Annotated in this window: 20 protein-coding genes; 13 read left to right on the forward strand and 7 right to left on the reverse strand. The window is 32.8% G+C overall.

Going from position 1 to position 21,032, the window contains the following annotated elements:
- Positions 1 to 103: 103 nt before the first annotated feature.
- The 4 genes from F1Z66_RS09325 to F1Z66_RS09340 form a co-directional block, all read right to left on the reverse strand.
- Positions 104 to 427, reverse strand: a complete 324-nt coding sequence (locus tag F1Z66_RS09325) for a hypothetical protein (protein WP_230207507.1) — start codon at positions 425 to 427, stop codon at positions 104 to 106.
- 251 nt (positions 428 to 678) lie between these two features.
- Entirely contained in the window at positions 679 to 1,014 is a 336-nt protein-coding gene (locus tag F1Z66_RS09330) for a hypothetical protein (protein WP_149863344.1), read from the reverse strand.
- Between the two features lie 71 nt (positions 1,015 to 1,085).
- Positions 1,086 to 1,577 (reverse strand): DDE-type integrase/transposase/recombinase, encoded by a 492-nt coding sequence (locus F1Z66_RS09335; RefSeq protein ID WP_149863345.1) that lies wholly within the window; start codon positions 1,575 to 1,577, stop codon positions 1,086 to 1,088.
- 868 nt (positions 1,578 to 2,445) lie between these two features.
- Complete coding sequence (locus F1Z66_RS09340) at positions 2,446 to 2,907, reverse strand: NUDIX domain-containing protein (RefSeq protein WP_149863346.1); 462 nt, start codon at positions 2,905 to 2,907, stop codon at positions 2,446 to 2,448.
- A 1,360-nt stretch (positions 2,908 to 4,267) separates the two neighbouring features.
- On the opposite strand from F1Z66_RS09340, the gene F1Z66_RS09345 reads away from it, so the two are divergent.
- Positions 4,268 to 4,570 (forward strand): hypothetical protein, encoded by a 303-nt coding sequence (locus F1Z66_RS09345; RefSeq protein ID WP_149863347.1) that lies wholly within the window; start codon positions 4,268 to 4,270, stop codon positions 4,568 to 4,570.
- A gap of 262 nt (positions 4,571 to 4,832) precedes the next feature.
- Positions 4,833 to 5,624, forward strand: coding sequence for an ion transporter (locus F1Z66_RS09350; RefSeq protein ID WP_149863348.1), 792 nt, complete (start codon positions 4,833 to 4,835; stop codon positions 5,622 to 5,624).
- A gap of 257 nt (positions 5,625 to 5,881) precedes the next feature.
- Here the strand turns inward: F1Z66_RS09350 and F1Z66_RS09355 are convergent, their stop codons facing one another.
- The gene (locus F1Z66_RS09355; protein ID WP_149863349.1) at positions 5,882 to 6,154 is read right to left on the reverse strand and encodes a hypothetical protein; all 273 of its coding nucleotides are present in this window, start codon (positions 6,152 to 6,154) and stop codon (positions 5,882 to 5,884) included.
- 322 nt (positions 6,155 to 6,476) lie between these two features.
- Here F1Z66_RS09355 and F1Z66_RS09360 point away from each other — a divergent pair, with 322 nt between their 5' ends.
- The 9 genes from F1Z66_RS09360 (at position 6,477) to F1Z66_RS15870 (ending at position 17,107) form a co-directional block, all read left to right on the forward strand.
- Positions 6,477 to 6,953 (forward strand): PPOX class F420-dependent oxidoreductase, encoded by a 477-nt coding sequence (locus F1Z66_RS09360; protein WP_149863350.1) that lies wholly within the window; start codon positions 6,477 to 6,479, stop codon positions 6,951 to 6,953.
- 181 nt (positions 6,954 to 7,134) lie between these two features.
- The gene (locus tag F1Z66_RS09365) at positions 7,135 to 7,524 is read left to right on the forward strand and encodes a hypothetical protein (protein ID WP_149863351.1); all 390 of its coding nucleotides are present in this window, start codon (positions 7,135 to 7,137) and stop codon (positions 7,522 to 7,524) included.
- Positions 7,525 to 7,786: 262 nt separating this feature from the next.
- Complete coding sequence (locus F1Z66_RS09370) at positions 7,787 to 8,320, forward strand: hypothetical protein (protein WP_149863352.1); 534 nt, start codon at positions 7,787 to 7,789, stop codon at positions 8,318 to 8,320.
- 303 nt (positions 8,321 to 8,623) lie between these two features.
- Complete coding sequence (locus F1Z66_RS09375; RefSeq protein WP_149863353.1) at positions 8,624 to 10,420, forward strand: SagB/ThcOx family dehydrogenase; 1,797 nt, start codon at positions 8,624 to 8,626, stop codon at positions 10,418 to 10,420.
- 165 nt (positions 10,421 to 10,585) lie between these two features.
- The gene (locus tag F1Z66_RS09380; RefSeq protein WP_201448560.1) at positions 10,586 to 10,888 is read left to right on the forward strand and encodes a hypothetical protein; all 303 of its coding nucleotides are present in this window, start codon (positions 10,586 to 10,588) and stop codon (positions 10,886 to 10,888) included.
- Positions 10,889 to 12,516: 1,628 nt separating this feature from the next.
- A complete protein-coding gene (locus tag F1Z66_RS09390; RefSeq protein ID WP_149863355.1) occupies positions 12,517 to 14,730 on the forward strand; it encodes a DUF72 domain-containing protein in 2,214 nt (737 codons plus the stop codon).
- A gap of 184 nt (positions 14,731 to 14,914) precedes the next feature.
- Positions 14,915 to 15,772, forward strand: coding sequence for a M48 family metallopeptidase (locus F1Z66_RS09395; protein ID WP_149863356.1), 858 nt, complete (start codon positions 14,915 to 14,917; stop codon positions 15,770 to 15,772).
- A gap of 282 nt (positions 15,773 to 16,054) precedes the next feature.
- Entirely contained in the window at positions 16,055 to 16,843 is a 789-nt protein-coding gene (locus F1Z66_RS09400) for a right-handed parallel beta-helix repeat-containing protein (protein ID WP_149863357.1), read from the forward strand.
- A gap of 54 nt (positions 16,844 to 16,897) precedes the next feature.
- The gene (locus F1Z66_RS15870; RefSeq protein WP_195907523.1) at positions 16,898 to 17,107 is read left to right on the forward strand and encodes a hypothetical protein; all 210 of its coding nucleotides are present in this window, start codon (positions 16,898 to 16,900) and stop codon (positions 17,105 to 17,107) included.
- A gap of 41 nt (positions 17,108 to 17,148) precedes the next feature.
- Here F1Z66_RS15870 and F1Z66_RS09405 read toward each other — a convergent pair whose 3' ends face one another.
- Positions 17,149 to 18,009 (reverse strand): hypothetical protein, encoded by an 861-nt coding sequence (locus F1Z66_RS09405; RefSeq protein WP_149863358.1) that lies wholly within the window; start codon positions 18,007 to 18,009, stop codon positions 17,149 to 17,151.
- Between the two features lie 411 nt (positions 18,010 to 18,420).
- Here F1Z66_RS09405 and F1Z66_RS09410 point away from each other — a divergent pair, with 411 nt between their 5' ends.
- On the forward strand, positions 18,421 to 18,831 hold the full coding sequence (locus F1Z66_RS09410; RefSeq protein WP_149863359.1) for a hypothetical protein: 411 nt from the start codon (positions 18,421 to 18,423) through the stop codon (positions 18,829 to 18,831).
- Between the two features lie 25 nt (positions 18,832 to 18,856).
- Here the strand turns inward: F1Z66_RS09410 and F1Z66_RS09415 are convergent, their stop codons facing one another.
- The gene (locus F1Z66_RS09415; protein WP_149863360.1) at positions 18,857 to 19,306 is read right to left on the reverse strand and encodes a hypothetical protein; all 450 of its coding nucleotides are present in this window, start codon (positions 19,304 to 19,306) and stop codon (positions 18,857 to 18,859) included.
- A 97-nt stretch (positions 19,307 to 19,403) separates the two neighbouring features.
- Between F1Z66_RS09415 and F1Z66_RS09420 the strand changes: the two genes are divergently transcribed.
- On the forward strand, positions 19,404 to 20,312 hold the full coding sequence (locus F1Z66_RS09420) for an NAD(P)-dependent oxidoreductase (protein ID WP_149863361.1): 909 nt from the start codon (positions 19,404 to 19,406) through the stop codon (positions 20,310 to 20,312).
- The last annotated feature ends 720 nt before the right edge of the window (positions 20,313 to 21,032 follow it).

Consider the following 21,032-nt stretch of genomic DNA (forward strand, 5'->3'; position numbering starts at 1 on the left):
AAAAATTATCAATTCTATTAAATGATTAAGCAGATTTCATATTTGATATACAAATATACATACTTACACAAATCTCAATACAAAAGGACCCCACTACTGATAACTAAAAATGCCACTCTTTAGAAATACCATTCCACCATGATTTTTTATCCGTTATGTCATGACCAACTTCATCCTTTATTCTGAGCTGCACCGAATAAAACATGTTTTCCATTGCATCACTGCCACCATCGTCAAACAGTTCTTTTCCAATTTCTTTTATGCGTTGTTTTTTTGCATCCAAATTTTCGGCGCTAGGGTTTTGTACGTAAAAAGTAAATAAATCGATCAACTCTTCTTCTAAACATGCATCCATTTTTCTATTTAAATAATCCCTCCTATTTATCGCTATTTTTTTGCCCTTGTTCCGTTTGTTACTCCAAACCATCACTTAAATAAATTACCTACAAAAAAAATTTTCATTCTCAAACAAATCGATTGGTAACATTTCTGATTTGTCTTACTTTTTTGGGTGATGGTAAGGATACTGACAATCAACTTTGATTTTCAAAATTCTTGTAATGTGGCTAGAATATTTTACCATAAATAAGAAGTCATACATACAATTGCATCATGGGTCAGAATACTTGATGATGATATTTAATTACATGTTGAATCTATTATCTTTCAACAAGTCATTCATATTTCTTTGAATGCCGTTTCAATCTCTTTTTCTATTTTATTAAGATCATCCTGTGTTTTGATTGTATGTTCGGTTGCAGGCTCCTTTCTATTTTTTCTTATCGCAATAGTCAAACTATCCTTATTTGGATAAATGTCTAAGAAATACCTAAAAGTCAGGGATTTGGCATATACAATTCTATGTGGTCTGATTTCCTCAACTACATTATTTCCTAACAGTAAAACAAATTTTCTCAAATTAAGTAGGATTCTCTTCATCGTATCATCAAGGTGTAGAAGATGGCTGTCAAACGAAATAGATGGTTTATTTGTATATAATCCAAATTTATTCATGATATAATATAATACACAATCTGTATACTATATATTGTTTAGAAATATCGGCTGTGTTCAGTTAACGCGTTTTATCTCTTATTGTGATAATCTACAAACATGTTCATCCAATTTCTTACATGCTTTAGTTTACAGTTCTTCTGTCTACATGGAAAGTAATCATCGAAACTTTCTGTTCTGTCCTTGATGTATTGCATTGTTCTTTCGATTATGCTTTTCTCGTACGGAGAATGGATATGATGTTTTAATTTTAAAAATCTACAAGCCATAGGGTACCAAGTACCTCCATCTGTGGAACCTGGTTGTCTTCCATGAATCCTAATTAACCCCGACAGAAATCTTTCAGCAACAAACATGTTTCTCTCTTTAGAGATTTTTAGCAAAAGAAGTGCGAGAATTTGCCTGTTTTCTGGTTCTGTTGCCACCCAAAGCCAGATGTATTCTGAGCCTATCTTCAACATTGTCTCATCTATAACATACTCTAGGATTCTTCTTCGAATTGATTTCATTTTTTGGGGGTCGATACTTTTGAATCCAGTTCCATTCTTTAGCAAAGAAAACATGATTTCTCTTATAAATCTGGGATAGCCGTTCAGATGTTTTCCTTAACGATAATCCTGAAAAGTACAAATGTAAGCCATAATCCACATATTTTGAAGGTGTTCTGTTTCTAGTATTCATAAAAGAGATAGGACATCTTCAAGCTATAGACTTGACGCTAAATGAACAGAGCCGAAATATCTCTTTCTTTTTTTTAACCTTCTTGTTTTAGAGACTGAAGTAAGTAAATGATATGTACAACTTCTGTCCTCCTCACAGGAGATGTCGTTGCCTATTAAATAAATAATTGATGAAGATCTCTTGTGTTAGGTATTGTATATCACTATCTTTATTTTGATTGTGTATTTAAAACGAAGCAACCGGTGATAGATAGCTATATGTTCTTTTGTTTGTGACCTGTATCTATTATCTTGTAAACCTGTCTTCATTTTGATAATCCAATGAATTCTTAAACACTCTTTGGATATGGATTTTTTTATTAGATGGCCTAATTATCTTTCGGAATTGAAAGAGTACTGCAAATAAATGTTAGTTGCAGCCGAATGTTTTTGGTGGTGTCGGGGCTATTATAAGATGATATATTAAAAGATCAGGCCTCTCCCAACTTTAAACCACCATCACATCACCTAACCCAAATGATCAAATGAAATTATGTTTGGTAACAAATTTTGATTAATTGCCTTTATCAAACAAAAGAAATTTGAAGAACAATCTCGTAAATGTTTTTTTCCAACTAATTCACCAAATTTCTTACAGTGTATCAAGACAATTGAATCTTTGTTTCAAGATTCTCCAATATATGAATATAATTTCTAAAAAGGATCAGAATATGCTATTATTATCTGATCCCTCGATAAGTAAGTATTATCCTTATGCAGGGTCCTTCGTAGACCAATAGGTACCTCGCATGTGTTTCCACCTCACAAAGTCATTTAGTATTCTCTTATGGTCAAATGCAAATTTAAAGTCTGAAATTGATCCGATTGATATCCATTTTATGGCTGATGCGTCATCCCCTGCAACTGGTTCTATTTTTTTATTACCAATTATTTCTCCGATAAAAACCGTGGTAATGATGTGCTTTCTTGGATCCCTTTTTGGATCCGAGTAAACTCCCAATATTTCTCTCAATCGAATTGGCAGAGCAGTTTCTTCCATTATTTCTCTAACTGCTGCTTGTTCTACGGTTTCATTTTCGTTTACGAATCCCCCTGGAATAGCGAGTTCGTCTTTAAATGGATTCCTTTTTCTCTTTACAACTAAAATTTCCTCTTCTCTTGTTATTATGACGTCCGTAGTAGGAGTTGGATTTTTATAAACTTTCGTGTCCAAGGATCTGCCCTTTACTCCTAAAGATATGGAAACTTCCTTTTGTATGTAGCTAATCTTTTTCGTTTATTGTGATATATTCGCTTAATTTGCAGACAACATTGGGTACAGCTAAATACCTTTAATTTGGAAAAAGGACTTGATGAAATGGTGTAGATAGGTATCTCCTGTCAATATTTTTACAAAAGTACATTGACTTCTTTTCTCATATCATATAAGATAACTGGTATTAAGAAAATTCTATCTACTATAATACCAGGATTAAGGTTTTTAATCAGATCATTTTGGAGGTATTAAATGCTGATATCAATTTACTTTAATTTCGGGTTTTATTCATTTAACTTCATTAATTATTCTATACCCGTTAATAATGGGCATCCGAAGATCAGTAATTACCAAACAATATTTGTTGAAATTTTTCTTAAAATGGTTCAAAGCTAAAGTGGATCTTCGAAAGTAGATATTGTAATACTGGTTTATTCAAGGCCATTTTTGTATACGAACATAGACTTTTTTCATCTTCAATGATTATCAAGTGAACGGTATTGATTTAGGAACCTTATACATTTAAATCCAGTTGATTTATGATACGATCATATCATACTATAGGTTTCTTCATTTGTAATAAAAAATAGGAACAATCAACTTTTGTATCCTTTAAAGATTATATTATTTTAGAGGATCGGAACTTTTTTTTGAGACAAGTTGTTTGACAAAATTAGAATAATTTTGCATGGACTATTAACACTCCTTAGTTTTTAATCTTTATTATTCTAATGGATATATGTATCCTAAAATTTACTGCATATGAAAAACCGTTTTAAACTTAAAGGAAGTTTCTAATCTTTTGGAATTGCCTTTCTTGAATTGTTATTTCCAGTTTTTTTGATTCTAATTGGTCTTATTTTATATGATTATTAAACTGGTGAATCTTGATATCTGCAAGGTAACTGGTAAGTGTTTAAGAATCATGCCATTCTATTCGTGTGAAAAAAACTTTATTATGATTTGACCGAAATGTAGACAATATAATCATTTATGGCAAAATTCATGCTCAAATAATTTTGATATACTGGAGCCCTTGAGGGGCTCTAATCATGTCCTGCGAAAGCAGATATACATGAAAGAACTTGATTATATAAGAAATTTAATCTATTTAAGAATTCCTACACTATTGCATGAAAGAAAATAATTTTAAAGCATTTGTTATTCATTTATATTTATTCAAATATATACAACTAATCGTAAGGCGGATACTTTTTGCATACCTGCAAATATTACTAGTTTCTATTTTATTTAATTCGAGATCTATTACACCAAACAAGTCAATAAATCTTACTTAAACGTTACAATAAGAAATTAAGTGCTAGTCAGAGTCTATTTTTACAAGGAAAATGGTGCTGATTTGATAACAAGGTTGGTAAAAATAAGTCGTATGGCCCTTGATACTGTCTATGAATTAGTGTGGGAGATGGAGTTTAAGAATGTCTTAAGCCCTGGGCGGATTTGGTTAAAATTTAAAGAAGAGGATAATCCATTTGGCATATCGTTAAAGTCAAACAGAACACATCATAAAGTGGCTATAGGGGATATTATCCAGATAGTGGAGGAATATTATTTAGTAGTTGATGTCGGCGTAAAGAAAATAACCGTTGTAAATGACTGAGAAGCAGAGCTAAGTTATTCTATAATTTTAGGTTGTAAGGTGGTAGTATCTTTAATGATGTTCTGTTTTGCTTCTTTATGTATATTATTACGCCTAGTCCCCAAATCTGCTTATTACTAATACTACTGTTTTGTTATTGATACAAAAACCTGTCAGCCATTGATTCTTTGGTCCTTAGAAGGTATGGATGGTTCAGGCAAACTGGCATCAAACACTTTAATCCAAAATTAGAAATATTGTTGACTGAGAAGATAATCGTGAATTGTTAGCCTCGGTAAAACAAATCATTAATAATTCATCTTTTAACCACTTCGTTACAGTTGTAATCTTGGTACAAGCTGCAGTGTTGGTGTTAGAAACTATTCCATATTTTAAAAGTTATTACTATTTTCTTGAGTCGATCAATATCGCTGTTTTGACTGTGTATATAGTTGAGGCTGGATTAAAAATTACTGGTTCCTATCCACACTTCTCAAACTATTTCAAAAATGGTTGGAATATTCTTGACTTTTCTATCATAGTACTATCTCTATTACCCTTGGGAGGGAGCTATACGACTGTAGCCAGACTTATCCGGCTTTTGAGGGTAACAAAATTAACCAACCGATCCAAGGAAATGTCTATGGTGGTAATGACGATTGTAAGATCAATACCTAGCATGGTAAATATATTCTTACTTTTGTCTTTACTCTTCTTTCTCTATAGCATTGCTGGATATCATCTATTTGGTGCAATTGATCCTACTCATTGGGGTTCTCTGCCTCGATCCGGGTTAACTCTCTTTCAAATCCTGACTCTTGAAGGCTGGGTTGAAGTGATGTCTACAGTTACTCAAGCCAATCCATTAAATATATTGTACTTTATCAGCTTCATAGTTATAGGCACATTTATTGTCATAAATATATTTGTGGCTGTAATAGTAAGAAAGTCCGAAGAGGCCTACAAAGCTTTGGAAGATGAGATTCGTAATCCTGTCACCCAAAAAGAAATACTCTCTGAGATTAGGGAAATAAAAAAGAAAATCGATGAATTAGAATCTCGTTTAGCTAAATAGAAACCCATGAAAATGCGTTGAATCGTCAATTTCATTAGGATTGAGGAGAACTACTGAGGATTACATCATGTTTTTTTACAATGATTCTGCAGATATCTTTGAATTTGCATAATGGTGCGTATTATACTGTATTGATTAAAAAAAGCATAATAATTTATTTCTTGCAGACTATTTTGATCTGGAAATAGTTTTAAAAACGAATGAATTATTTAAAGAGTATTTTGATGCTAATTCGAATTTTGCTTTGAAAAAAAAGTTTATTGTTGGCCTAATGCCAAATTGCCGTCGTTATTCTGGAAGAGAAGACCTACGTTGTTACATCCTGCAATAGTGAATGTACCTGATACACATTGTGCGTTTTGCTCATTTGCTTGTCCTTGCTCAATTTCTTGCTCTGCATCGTTTGATTTTTTGTGTTTTCCGCCAGCAAATGCCATGTTGTCGCCTAATGCAACTACTGAACCGATTAAGGCTGCTGCAATGAACATTGCAAATATTCCAACTTTATAGTTTTTTGTTAGGTTACTCATTATAATCGAAAAGTATAATCAAAATTAATTATATCATAGTTTGGATTAATGCTACTGCAATATAGATACAAAATTATATACTTTAAATAAAGTCTAAAAAATGTATTTGTACTTGTTTTTAATAAATATTTACCAGAATATTTTTACCGAATTTAAGAATCCCAAAAACCATCCTAAAAAATATATTTATTTTAGAGTATCTTTCCTCGGAGATTACTAATTCAGGCAATAATTTTATACTAGTTTTTAAAAAGATATACTAAATTATATCCGACTTATGTATTTAAGGGAGAAAAAGATAGTATAATATAAATTGACTCAAATGTCAAAAGAGGAAATAATTGATTTCCTAAATCAAGGGACGATGACTGCTAAAGTCTCGACAGCTAGTGCAAGCGGAGTGCCCCATGTTGCACCTGTGTGGTTTATGATAGATAATAATAATAATAATAATAATGAATCATCTAGGCCAAAGAATCGTGATGATGGGGACTTGGTATTAGTTTTCACAACTTCTGAGAAATCTGTAAAGGCAAAACAATTACTTGGCAATCCTAAAGTAAGTGTATGTATCGATGATCAAAAACCTCCTTATTCGTTCGTTATTATCAATGGAATCGCTGAGATAGAGCATAATCCAGATCATGATGTCTTGTTAAAGTATACTACAAAGCTAGCAGAAAAATATATGGGGAAAGAAAATTCTGAAAGATTTGGAAGAAGGAACGCAGTGGAAGGAGAATTAGTTGTAAGAATAAAACCCACAAAAATTATTGCTCAGAAGAATGTTTCTGATTGATAATAGTTACCATCGATAGGTTTTGCAATGGGCCAAGTAAGGCTCATATTTAGAGACAAAAATATACAATTTATTAGAAAATAATGTTTATATATTTATAGTTATTTTCCATTAATTTATAATTATGTACATCTATTTAAATTATGATGTATAACTTACCGTAATGAAGTATCTATACTTATTGCTATTAAGCGTAATGTTCATTCCAATTTCACAAGTGGCATATGGACAGAATATAATTGATCAAATCGGTCAGGCTTTTAATAATTTGACCTCTAGTATGTCGGGCGGTAACCAAACTAATCAATCATCAACCAATGGAAGCAGCGGCGCTGGCAGTGGCGGTAATTCTTCAGGAGGATCTGATAATCAATCTGCACAAGATGTTGGATCGATTCAAGAATTACAAAATCTTACATCTGGCAATCAAGAGTTACTGACAAACAATTCTGATATATCTCCAGATAATGCATCATTATCTCAAGGATTAGAAAAAGAACAATATGTTGAACCTGAAAACCAAAGCAATGCTTTGTCATCCTCTTCAGGTAGCAACAGCACTCAGCAGTAGTTACCACAATCCAATACCTTATTTTATTTTTACATTATTATGAATTTATGATTTATTTGACTTGATTAAAGTATTAGTAATTATGAATTGATGTCTAATTGCAAAAGGATGTTCACCTTTTAGATTATCATGAGTATAAGAAAGATGAATTCTTTATCCTAGCTTAATACTGCATATTAAATACTGGATACAAGAAAATCAGTCGAGTTCCCTCCTATATATAAACAATGTTGCCTTAAAAATAGCAATGGATTTAATGAATATGAAATCTGTAATCCCTGTAATATTAGGACTTTGTATGTTAGTTATGTTTAACCTCACATTCAATGACTCTACTGCTCAACCAGTTACCACAGGAAATTTAACCACAGGGAATGTTGCCAAAACTACAACAACAACTACTGGGGCTACTCCTTCTAATACTACTGCTCTTGCACCAACGGATAACGTTTCGACAGGAAATTCTGCATTCGATGCCTTAAATGCCGTAAACCAGACTACTGCTAACGATACTTCTCCATCCGTCACAACACCAGAACTAAACCAAACAGGTGTCCAACCGACACCACAGGATCAGTCACAAGTGGATAAGACAAATTCAAACACATCTTCTCTATCTAGTGGATCCGAGTTAAATGAAAGACTTCTTAATTATACCAATAATGCAATATTGGCATTAAATGAGGACAATGAAACAGAGATCCAGCAAAATCTAGTTCAAATTCAAGATGCTCTGATAAAAGCAATAGGTAAACCAGTTGTAATTATCCCTGCCCCAGCTTTTGAATCCGATTGAGTTTGACTGATCCGCCACTTTATCTATTTTTGTGATAATTGTCGTAATTATTCCAGTTTTAATAGTGAATGTTTTTTTGTAACAGTGCCTCTTGAAAAATACCATTGTTGAGATCCATTGCATTATTATAGACTATCATAACGGATGGATGTGGACATATGATAATATAAAAGGCCCAGGTTCTACTTTCTATACTGCATTAACTTTAATAACTCTTGTTTTGGCTAACAAAAGGTAATCTTTTTCTCTAAATTACTGATTATTGTTCTTATTTAAATAAGTAGTAATTGAAGGTCTTGTTAAATGAATAATGATTATACTCATGCTTTGGATTATCACGAAAAGACAAAGCATTCTCAGATTAGCATACTATATTCCAGACACTATTTGGACTGGGAAAACCGTCCTAACCCTTTTAAGGTATATGTTGATTTAAAATCAATTCTGCTGCCGGATTCATTTCCAGTACCTTCTATGAATGCAGTTAAAGCCATTGCTGCGGTTAATAATAATAATATTAATAATAAAGAAGGTGATATAAAGTTCTTAGATAAAGATACATCTATAGATGATTCAAATTATGCTGATATAAACCGTATCAAATCCTTTCGTTTAACAGATCTAGCATCGATCCTCTTTTTTACATGCGGAATAACCCGACATATTAAATTCAATTCAACTGATTATTATATGAGAGCTGCATCTGCAACTGGAGCACTTTATCCTATTGAGGCTTATGTCGTAAATGGTGATATAAACAAAAACGATTTAGATGCAGGAGTCTATCACTTTAATCCTGGAAGTTTTAGTTTGACGGCTATTCGTAAAGGTGACTACAGAAAAGTACTTGCTTCATACTCCGCCAATAATTCTACAACAATGCATTCTCCAGTGTCACTCGTATTTACATCAAACTCTTGGAGGAATGCTTGGAAGTATCAGTCGCGATCATATCGCCATTGGTTTTGGGATTGTGGGGTTATTCTTGCAAATCTCCTCGCCGTATGCAAATCGTTTGGACTTCAAACTAAATTATTAATGGGTTTTATTGACGACGAGGTGAATAAATTATTGGGATTAGAATATCATGAAGAAGCGGCGATAATTGTTGCTTCTTTGTACGCTAGCAGTTACTTAAAAGGAGGAGTAACTAATTCCAAATCGACTATGGGAAATGGATGCGAGCCTACTAATGAACATGGTAATGAAAAAAGTGATGGCAATATTATTCAACAGGTTGATAATCTCAAACCAAAAGTTTATCCTCTTTCTTTGTCAAAAGTTTTCTATCCTGATATCTGGAAAGCATATGATACTTCAAAACTACAAAATAGTTCTCAAGTCGTTAACTGGATTAGTAAGACTAATTTTATAATTGATAGTAGTAGTAAAAGCAATAATAGTAACAATAAGAAAAGAGTATTAAAGAAATATCCTATTGAAACTAATTTCACTGACCTTGAAATCCCTACTATTGGGAAAGTGATTCTTAAAAGAGGTTCGTCAAGAAGGTTTTCAAGAGGGGCAGTTAGCTTAAAAACCCTTTGTAATATACTAACTAGTTCAATGGGTGTTGAGGGAAAGGCCAATTTGCCAATGGATTATAATCTTGGCCAATTGGGTCTCGTAGATCTTTATTTTATCGCAAATAACATTGATGGGCTCCAAAAAGGAGGGTATTATTTTAATGCCACCGAAAATACATTGGACTTTCTTTCAGATATCCCTTATGCTGATTTTTCTGGTCATCTTTGTCTTGATCAGCCTCTTTTTGCAGATGCTAGTGCAGTAATATTTCTAATGGTTGAGCTTAAAAAAATTCTTAGGGTCCTAGGTAACAGGGGCTATAGGGTGGTTCAAATGGAAAGTGGCATTATCGCAGGCAAACTGTATCTTCTTTCATACACTTTTGGGATTGGTGCATCGGGCTCAACTTTCTACGACGATGAGGTAACGGACTTTTTTTCATATCATGATGGACCAAAATCAACTATGATTGCAATTGGGATAGGAACCTCTCCATATCAATCAAAATCTGGTACTGTTTTACCTCTGAGATTGACAAATGAGCAAATGTGTGGTGAATCCAAAACGCTTTAGTATTTTTTTATGTAGTAACTTGAATTAACTAGGCAACGTGTTTTTAATTCAGGCGAGGGTAAAGTGCGCTTAGCTAAACATTTCTTTCATTTTTTTGGACGTCATGTGATATGGATACACAATATGCAGTGATATCTATTTAAACCATAGTCGATATGAATAAGCATGAGTGAAATATCAAATACTAATGATAGTAGTACAAATACCTATAATGCTGAAGAAAAATCTAAACATACTTCCAAGGAACATCTTTCTGAATGGTCTGATCTCATTTCCCGAGTAATAGACAAATTGACAGGCAAGGATTTACAAGTTACATATACATTTGACGATGTTGAAATTGAAATTCAAAGAGCAAACGGATCACAAGGCACACATCAAACTGGTGCAAAATGGAAAATCGACGGAAAAATTACAATTTCGACAGAATTAATAAACGAATCCAAATACAGTGGTTCTAATTCGTAACTGACCATTTAATTTCTGATCCATAATTTTTTGAAATTGGGCTAACTCAATTCACCAATAATGATCTGTTTCTTTCAATCTTTATAAATACAAAATAAACTTCTAAAAATTGATAAAATACTGGGCTTTCTATATTGTAGTCATATGACTTGACATCCTCATAAACACATAGAAATTGCTATTGGATTTGACTAGATTCCAAAGTCTGACTCTTTTTTTATCTGAGTATCCTTTCAGCTATCTAAACTTGTATTCTATGCATGTATTAAAAATTATTCAACTTTGATTAAGATACTACGCCCTGATAAATATTAACAACAAAGCTTGAAAGAAGAAGACGCAAATATATATGAATATATCGATCAATATGGGGGTGCTAAAAAACCAACTTGAATCTGGTTATCAAACAAAGAAACACCTAAAAAAGTTGAATGGATTACATTAATTCAAGGTAATGTAAGCAAGTTCTAAATCTATGACTGTGACCCAGAAGGTGTGTGATCATAGAACGGCTAAAAGCAAGATCTGTCATCTTCTAACAAATAAATGAAATATGGATGATCAGATTTTATTCTGACTTATTAGATCTATCTTGGATTTTGTCATTTCTTGCAAGTCTATATTATTACAAGAGTTGTTGTTATCTTCTCCAGCCTCACAACTTGAGCCCTGCTTTGATACCTGAACTTTGTTACCCTTGCCATTATCGCTATCACCGTCGCCTTGTCTACTTATGCTAATATTATTACAAGAGTTGTTGTTATCTTCTCCAGCCTCACAACTTGANCCAGCCTCACAACTTGAGCCCTGCTTTGATACCTGAACTTTGTTACCCTTGCCATTATCGCTATCACCGTCGCCTTGTCTACTTATGCTAATATTATTACAAGAGTTGTTGTTATCTTCTCCAGCCTCACAACTTGAGCCCTGCTTTGATACCTGAACTTTGTTACCCTTGCCATTATCGCTATCACCGTCGCCTTGTCTACTTATGCTAATATTATTACAAGAGTTGTTGTTATCTTCTCCAGCCTTGCAGTCAGATTCTTGTGAACTATGTTGAACATCAAGGCTCTCATAGTCGTCACCATTGGGTTCTTCTGCCCATACTCTATAATAATTATTGTTAAAAACTGACAAAAGTGTTATTAAAACGAGTAAGGATATTAACATTGTAGAAAACCTTCTAAAAGAAACTTTAGACTGCAACAAATATCTCGTATTTTTTTTAACTATTCAATAAGATATTAAAATTTTTAAAGATTCCTATATAACTTAATTACATACGAAAATAGTATTAGATAATTCTGTTAATTTATACTATATTTACTATCGCGTTTGATTTGGTTGCATTCATGGATCAAATGCACTATCTCTGATAAGGTGTGTATTTTTTTGTTATCTTGATCTTTTTAATTTTAATTCCTTCTTCCTTTTTCTTTATTTGGATTTATTTACGCCTAAGGATTATCATTTGTTTTAATTTTATGAATAGTCTTTAGACTTCATATTTCTGTTATTGAATTTATTGCTTGACGTTATGTACATTTTAATCAAACTGAAACCGCACCCAGAAACTATTATTAAATAAGATACCCAAAATCTAATAAAATAAGGGGAGGAGGGTCATGAAATTTTTTGTTGGATGTAGTGGCTGGAGAAGTCAAAATTGGTCTAATAATTTCTATCCAAAAGGGCTTGATCCGTCGCATTATTTATCTTACTACTCGAAAGTTTTTAACATGGTGCATGTAAACTTTGGTAACATTTCATACCTTCCAAAAAAATCAACCTTGGAGCATTGGGCGAATGAAACACCTGATGATTTTCGTTTTACCATTAAAATTCCGCAAAATATTATTGACAGATCAGCCGCTAAATATATGCCTCAGACTTCTGATTCTTTTTCCGGATCAATTCAGGACTTCCACATCTCCTTAGGGGATTTCCTCGAAAGCCTGAGCAATATTGAGGAAAAAACTCTATCTGTTTTGATATCTCCTCCGAATGGTTTGACGTTACAAAACAATGGACGTGTTTGGTTAGAGGATATACTAGCTAAATGTACCTATCATGGATACTCTGTAGTAGTTGATTTTGGCAAGATCAGTTCTTGGTACCAAGAACTGATCTATAATATTCTACGAAAACATAAAGCCTGCTTTACTTGGTCAAATGTTGGCCATCAATATTACTATCCTGCAATTACTTCAAATTTTGTATTCTTAAATCTGTCTGGTGTTTATATTAATAAAAACACCGCTATCAAATATATAAATTTGATAAAAACCAAGTCTTCAGAGCAGGGGAGATATGATAAAGAATACGACCTACTTAGATCCAAAAAAAGCCAAAATTTTGGGAATTACCCTAAAGAAGAGGGACTAGACTTTGCCATGATAGTAGCTCAAAACCCCTCTATATTACAAATGCTTCAAAAATTACTAAGGGTCGAAAAATTGGATCAGATTACTCCTTCCGTTAGAGAATCATTGCCGGATCTATCAAAAATCTGGTCTGGAAGGGTTATAATGCATATAGATATGAATGCATTCTTTCCTGCCTGTGAAGAACTTCGAGATCCTTCCTTAAAAGGTAAAGCTCATGCAGTTATTATGACCCCTGAGAAAGAAATGGGCGGAATTACTAGAGGAGCGGTTGCCTCTTGTTCTTATGAGGCAAGAAAATACGGTGTCAGATCTGCCATGTCGTTGTCAAGGGCCTTGGAGCTGTGTCCAGGCCTGATTCTAAGACCAGTTGATAAAGAATATTATAACTTGATATCCCAACAAGTCATGCGACTTTTAGAAGAATATGCTGATGTTTTGGAACAAACTAGTATCGATGAAGCATACATTGACTGTACAAAAAAGATTACAATGCAACAAAATACTTATCCTCTTGAGTCAACATCAACCGCTAATTGCCGTTCAAACGAAAGTCCATTGTCTCAAGACTCGTCATATCAATCTTCATCGATCCCGAGTTCCCAATCTAATGGTCATAATAGCTTTTCTGTTAAGGACTATGCTCTAAAGATAAAATACTCAATCAGAGAACAGTGTGGAGGACTAGCGTGTTCTATCGGTGTTGCTACAAATAAATCTACCTCTAAAATAGCATCCGACTTTCAAAAACCTGATGGATTGACAATTGTTTATCCCCAAGAGACCAGGAATTTTTTGTCCAAACTAAATGTAGATCAAATTTCCGGTATTGGGGTCAAAACAACAAAGTCCTTAAAGGATATGGGAATCCAAATTATTGGAGATCTTGCAAATGTAGATATCCAAAGACTGACAGAAAGGTTCGGAAAAAAACAAGGATTGTGGATGTGGCAAATAGCAAATGGTAAAGAAAATGATTTGGTTGTTCCTAGAGAGGACAATATATCGCTAAGTACTGAAGAAACTTTGCTTGAGCCAATCCGAGATAAAGAAGAAATTTTAAAAATACTTCTTTCTAGGATGACTGATGATATATACAATCGAGTGACAAGAAAGGGTTATGAATTCAAAACAATCGGAATTAAATTAGTTAGATCTAATTTTACCATAGAAACACGAGAAACTACTTACTCTACCTATCAAAAATCCAAAGAAAGTATTACTTCAGTCCTTGAAATGTTGTTGGACAGATTTACCTTTGAGGATGAGTGTGAGCAACAGGATTATGAAACGGTTTCTTCTCCTTCAAAAATAAAAGAGCAAAAAGACCTCACTCCAATAACGAAAAAAGTGTATCCTTTCTACGTCCGCAAATTAGGGATAAAGATATCAAATCTTTCGAGGATAGATTCAAAGTCCAAAAAAGCTCAAAGATCTATACTCGATTTTGTTTAAATTATTATACTTGCCTGGTATTTATGTGGATAAAAAAATAATGTGATATATCATGACTTTAAGCACTGATCTCTTATTCAATAAAATAGGGTCCACCCTGCACTTTGATTGTTTAATTCAGATAAAATGCGATGTGGCTGGCGTATCAAAGGACATGCCAAATCTTTCTTATCTTTAAGAAGAAATGCAAATCTCCAATCCATTAAGGAACATAATCTTTTATCCTCTTGTTGTTAACTCAATTCAAACCATTAACTATGTCCGTCTTCGCCCAGACCACGGTAATTGTTTATCTTCTATTTGTTGTTCCACTATTTCCCATACTACACATCACAGTTTTATGCATAACAACTCTGTCATGGAATTTCATATAATCCGTTCACATAAAAGAAGAAAAACTAGTGAAATTTTTATACAAGATGGACTCATATATTTAAAAACACCTTTTTCAACACCTTTAGACGAAATGGAAACTTTGCTCAGAAACAAAGCCAGATGGATAGCAATGAAAGTTAAAGAGCAAACTAATCCTGAAATTACCATTAAGAGGGCAACTTACAAAGACAATTCGACATTGCCTTATTTAGGTAAAAATTATCCATTGACTGTTGTTCCTTTAGATTCATCAAACACCCATGATTCCAAAATGTCATTGGAATTCATTAATGAAAAGTTTGTTGTTTACACCAATAGGAAAAATGTAAAGAAAATCTATGAAAAATGGTTGTTTGAAAAGGGTCCTGAGGTGGTAAATCCTCTTATTACCAAATACTCTAAAATATTAGGTGTATCACCGAGAAAAATATTGTTAAAAAATCTAAAAAGTCGATGGGGAAGTGCTACTTTTAATAAGACCATTAATCTTAATATTCATCTTTTCAAAGCACCATTGGATGTAGTCGAATATGTTATTGTCCACGAGCTTTGTCATTTGTTGGAACATAATCATTCAACTAGATTCTGGAAATTGGTGTCTAATCACATGGCAGACTACAAAACCAAAGTAAAGTGGCTCAAGGTTAACGGCTCATTAATTCTGTAGTGATGTGAACCATTAGTCTCTTGTTGAGGATTGAGGTAGTTTCATGTCAATTCTGGGATTGTTTTTTTAAGCATAATAACAATCCTTTATTAATGGAATTAATAATTATATAAGATTAAAAAATTTATACTATTACAGTCTAGATAGTGTTTCATAGCTGCAAGAAATTGGTCATTTTATCCTATAATTCCTTATCACAGTTTTATGTGATTTTTTTCTAAATACTTGCTTAATTTCAGGATAAAGAAATATTTTATACAGGTTGATTAATGATTTGTGTTATTGCAAAAATCCTCTATCCATTCTTGTACAATCGTGGTTGTTTTTACACTGGCATTATTTTCTATCGTATTTAGTGAGCAATGTTTTAGCCAAATCAATACACAGAATGTGACTTCAACTGATTGTAATATTTACATTAACCATAGTCAAACACTAAAAAACTCTATTATGTGTAATTATGAGAACGGAATCATAATCAACGATAATAACATAACACTTGATCTTAATAGTTCAGAATTATTGGGATCAGGATATTTGAATCCATACACTGGCATAATAATATCTGATAAATCTAACATACTTCTTAAAGGAAGTGGTAGCGTAGGTCATTATCAAACTGGCCTCTTAATTGACAATTCCACAAACATTGATATTTCTTCACTTAATTTTACAGCCAATGAAATATCTATTTTAGTTAAAAATTCTTCCTACATCAAGATTGATGATAATAATCTTTTTACCAATACTGCAGGGGTGAAGTTATACACTGTCAATAATTCTTCAATTTCAAATAACTACTTTGAATCAAATGATATTTCTGCCATATCATTATTTACATCAAAAAATAATACGCTAAACAATAATTCTATTTCTAGCAGTCTCAATGGGATTTATCTCGATCCTGAAAGCCAAAACATTACTATAGATTCAAACCGCTTCTCTAGAAGTTTTGGAGTAGATATAAACTTGGGAAATGGTGGCAAAATTAATCAATCATTAGGTCAAGTTTTTAACAATACCTGCCATGTAACTATTCCCGAATTATTATGTGCAAAAAAAGATAATTGATTTGCCTAAAAGTATCAAGATTTTTATATTATCTTGTATAAAGGTTTCGATACTATGAGCAACAAGGAAGCAGAAAGGGAGGAAATTATCGATGAGACTCATGAATTACAAGATACCGAAAGTGATGTTATAGACGATAAAGAGGACGATGATGAAGAGGACGATGATGAAGAGGACGATGATGCATTGGATGATATTGACTTTGACGAAGAAGAGGAATATTCAGACGATGATTTTACAAGCGACAATGAAGAAAGTTCTTAGCCTTTAAATTGTAAATCCATAGAAAAAGAATTTTATTTATACTATTCATCAATATAGTTTCTTTCATTCCTTTTTAAGATCTGTTCGGAAATATGATATTTGTTGTACCAAAATAGAGCTCCCGACATTATTATAAAATCTGCAATGTAAAATAAATCCCATGGCATTGCGGATGCAGCTCCATCAATATATTGAATTGTGTAACCGTTATCTGCAATTGCATTTACAAGAAGTGATGTAGATGCTAGAACCCACGGAACGGAATGACGATAATCTTTGTAAATATTTATCAAAATGGCTATTGAAGGTACTATGAGACTAAGATCCAACATTGGGTATAGCACCGTAATTACAACATCTGGTAATTCTATAATCTCTGAATGTGGATCTAGATTTGAATTATCCAAAATAAAATCCGAATCCGGTAGCATACTGTAGATATTAACTATAATAAATCCCATTACTACGGCCAACAAAATGGAGGCAGTTATGGATCTTTTTTTTATCTTGATGGTTTTTATTATTGAAATCAAATGTAGTGTGAGAAATACATATCCGGCAAGCCAAAATGAGTCTAAAATGGTAATCTTCTTGAACTCGTCTATATGCATAACAAAATAAGAATACAAAATACCTGCGTCTGCTACAAACCATAGTGCAATACCTATCGTCAAGAATAAATACGATTTACCATGCTTGCCGCCTAGCCCATGACGTAAAACTGCTATAATTGCGAGTATGGTGGTAATGGCCGCTGCAGTGTTAAGCGATATTATGGCAAAACCATGTTGAATATGGGCGTCAGGAATTAGTGCGATAGATACGTCAATTACTAGTATACTACATAACATAAAAATTACAAGATACTTTAAAACTCCTTTGTAATCTGCTTCATTAGTCATTTATGATTACGAAATGCCTTTAGTTAGGTTGAATAGTCTTCTATATATCTATTATCCAGTATTAAGAAAATTGGCAAAATTGTTACACACAATTATCTAATTCATCACCGTTTTAGAGATTTTGTTGCTATGTAATTATTCGCTTCAGATGATGACTGTCTGATTAAAAATATACAAGATACATTACCTTATTTTTAATGAGCACTAAAACATTAAACAAAAACCGTATTGAATCGGTAGTATCTCACAATGTATGATTAATATTTAAAACAGGTTCTTTTAACGACATGTAAATTTAAGGTGAATTTGAAATTCGCATACATACATACATATACATACACACACCATAATTTACTATCTGTTTTCTATCGGCGTATTTGAAAATGCTGATTCTTATACATTTATAGAGACATGTATAATATACTCTTGATATTTTTGGCCAGTGCTAATAATTTTGGAATTGAGAAGGGCAAGAGTGAAGCAGCCATAAAGTGGATAGATGAGTTTCTTGTCAAGAATAACAAGTCATTTAAGATCGCAGTCACAAACAATCAACTCGATACTTTGAACTTTGGAGCCTTTGATTTGGTTGAATGGAGCGGCGATTGGAGTATCGCTAGAAATGTTATCAAAAAGGTGAGTTCCAAACTAAACATAAAGGTTGTGGAGGCAGGATTTCACCTAAAAAACAATATCATCGAATCCTTTTTTGGTATGAGTAAGGAGTATTGTAAGGTCTATAGTGGTGGAAAATTCGTTGGAACCCTGATATTAAAAAAAAGATCTGGTAGTTGGGTTGTAGAAAAGGAAAAACGTGGATAGGTAAATTATTTTATTCATCCATTCATTATTGCAAAACCTTTATACCTTCAGTATCTATTGACACTTCTTTATTGTATGAGTTAATTCTATCATGCATAATCCATTTTTCAGTAGGTAGTATAATGTAATTTTGGGTAATCGTTAGTTTTAGATTGTCAACATGAAATATCCCACTTACAATTATGGTCTTTTTATCCAATATTCTTGATTCAAAAATTATTTCTCCAGACTTGTCAACCACAAGTACATGTTCTTTGTATGATTTTTTTTGGGTCAATTCGGGAGAGCATTCCTTTACTTGATTGCTTTCTACTACTAATAGCTGATTGCCATTCTTATCCAAAATAACAATAGATATGAGCGGAATTTCTGAATTGGAAGGTTGATCAAGTTTAAACAGATACCTGTCATTGAATTTTACCGCTTTGGGGCTGTTAGTGATAAAATTATTTCCAATTAATAGAGTAAATGACATACATCTTTGATGTCGTTGTACATTTTATATATATCCTATGCTAAGAGAAGAATTCAAGACATACATTTAAAAACACTTAATTGTGCTTGAAAAAATAATGTCCTTAATTGAAGAGACTTCTATAGGCGTAGTAGGAATCGGAATGCTTGGTTCTGCTATAATAGAACGGTTTTTGAATTCTGGCTTGAGAGTAAATGTATTTGGCCGTAACAAGCGAAAACTTGCCCTTCTGAATGAAAATGGTGCTACAATATTTGACTCTGCACGTTCTTTGGCTGAAAAATCGGATTTTATTATTACATGTGTTACCAATTATGAGTCTCTACAAGATGTATTATTTAGTATTGAGGGTATTTCAAAAGGTAATAATAAAAATGTTACTATAATTGATTGCACTACCATAACTGCGGAACAGTCGCTATGGTGTGCAGATAAGATGATGGTGGATAAAGGTTTAAGATTCATGAGTGTTCCTGTAATGGGGGGTCCAACGGATGCCCGCCATGGAGAACTTATCTCTCTTGTGTCTGGAAATGAAGAAACTTATCGAAAGATTTATCCAATTTTAGAAAGGTTCTCTAAGAAAATTTTCTATCTTGGAAATACTAATGGAATTTCTAATAATGTGAAACTTGCGCTTAACCTAAATATCGCCTTGATAACCTTGGCTTTGTCAGAAGGCCTGATATTGGCTAACCGATCTGGAATTGATGCTAACCTTTATCTGGAAATACTTAATCTTACTAAATTAAAGACAGGTATAAGTGAGCGTAAGGGAAACATGATGGTAAAGAATGACTATTCCCCATCTTTTTTCCTTAAGAATATGCTAAAAGACATTGATTTAGTTATGGAAATGTCTAATAGTTTACAACTTATCCTGCCCATGACAAGCATGTCCCAACAGCTGTTTAGGGCCGCTAACAAGAGGGAAGATAGACAAGAATTAGATTATTCTGTGATACACACTTTTCTGCAGGAGTTAAATACCAATCAGAAAAAATAATAATAATATTTTATTTTCTATGGGTTTTGGTGATTTAAAGACTCAGGACTTGAGGCAGTTGCTACATCTAAGAATGGGATAGTGGACTTCTCTCGGATTCTTTTTTGGTTTATTTCTTTTCATGTTATCGGTCATATTTATATAGAAAAAGAGAGGAGGGTGGAGGAAATTTTTCTATTGAGGGGGCTCATATACCCTGCTATTTTTTTTCCGTTATGGTTTTTGCTATTGGATTATTTTGCACTCCTTTACAGAACTTATTGAGCAGGACAAAAAGTTTAGGTTAGATGGTATAACGATGCTGTCTCTTCATAGAAATATTAATTCCGAATTTGTAAAATCTCCGTAGATCAATATTGTCGCTTTTGATTTGGTGTACGTTGTATCCTTCATCAGCTAGGCAGCAAATGCCATTCATTTGGCCATGAAATTCAATAAAAATTTAGACAAGAAGATCCTCTCTTTTGGTATTGGAATAATTATTTGGTGTCCGTCTAACATAAATACAATTTTTTTCTTAATTTTGTTGATCATTTGCCTTGTGATATGAATTTTTATGAAACTCTAGATGGATATACAAAAATATTTTATAAGTTAACATCTTATTTTGAATAACAATTTTTATCAAATTGGGTAACTTTTTTATTAAGGATATGGATATATGCAGGATTTTACAATAGTATATTAAGTTAAGTGAATTTTGATTCAATTTCTAGTGGA

The sequence above is a fragment of the Candidatus Nitrosocosmicus agrestis genome, from assembly GCF_008389435.1.
Lineage (GTDB): Archaea > Thermoproteota > Nitrososphaeria > Nitrososphaerales > Nitrososphaeraceae > Nitrosocosmicus > Nitrosocosmicus agrestis.

What these genes read in the sequence shown, in the direction of transcription:
- F1Z66_RS09325 (WP_230207507.1), bottom strand. Translation starts at nt 427, where the DNA reads ATGGTTTGGAGTAACAAACGGAACAAGGGCAAAAAAATAGCGATAAAT.
- F1Z66_RS09330 (WP_149863344.1), bottom strand. Translation starts at nt 1,014, where the DNA reads ATGAATAAATTTGGATTATATACAAATAAACCATCTATTTCGTTTGAC.
- F1Z66_RS09335 (WP_149863345.1), bottom strand. Translation starts at nt 1,577, where the DNA reads ATGTTTTCTTTGCTAAAGAATGGAACTGGATTCAAAAGTATCGACCCC.
- F1Z66_RS09355 (WP_149863349.1), bottom strand. Translation starts at nt 6,154, where the DNA reads ATGAGTAACCTAACAAAAAACTATAAAGTTGGAATATTTGCAATGTTC.
- F1Z66_RS09360 (WP_149863350.1), top strand. Translation starts at nt 6,477, where the DNA reads ATGTCAAAAGAGGAAATAATTGATTTCCTAAATCAAGGGACGATGACT.
- F1Z66_RS09370 (WP_149863352.1), top strand. Translation starts at nt 7,787, where the DNA reads ATGAAATCTGTAATCCCTGTAATATTAGGACTTTGTATGTTAGTTATG.
- F1Z66_RS09375 (WP_149863353.1), top strand. Translation starts at nt 8,624, where the DNA reads ATGAATAATGATTATACTCATGCTTTGGATTATCACGAAAAGACAAAG.
- F1Z66_RS09380 (WP_201448560.1), top strand. Translation starts at nt 10,586, where the DNA reads ATGAGTGAAATATCAAATACTAATGATAGTAGTACAAATACCTATAAT.
- F1Z66_RS09390 (WP_149863355.1), top strand. Translation starts at nt 12,517, where the DNA reads ATGAAATTTTTTGTTGGATGTAGTGGCTGGAGAAGTCAAAATTGGTCT.
- F1Z66_RS09395 (WP_149863356.1), top strand. Translation starts at nt 14,915, where the DNA reads ATGCAAATCTCCAATCCATTAAGGAACATAATCTTTTATCCTCTTGTT.
- F1Z66_RS15870 (WP_195907523.1), top strand. Translation starts at nt 16,898, where the DNA reads ATGAGCAACAAGGAAGCAGAAAGGGAGGAAATTATCGATGAGACTCAT.
- F1Z66_RS09405 (WP_149863358.1), bottom strand. Translation starts at nt 18,009, where the DNA reads ATGACTAATGAAGCAGATTACAAAGGAGTTTTAAAGTATCTTGTAATT.
- F1Z66_RS09410 (WP_149863359.1), top strand. Translation starts at nt 18,421, where the DNA reads ATGTATAATATACTCTTGATATTTTTGGCCAGTGCTAATAATTTTGGA.
- F1Z66_RS09415 (WP_149863360.1), bottom strand. Translation starts at nt 19,306, where the DNA reads ATGTCATTTACTCTATTAATTGGAAATAATTTTATCACTAACAGCCCC.
- F1Z66_RS09420 (WP_149863361.1), top strand. Translation starts at nt 19,404, where the DNA reads ATGTCCTTAATTGAAGAGACTTCTATAGGCGTAGTAGGAATCGGAATG.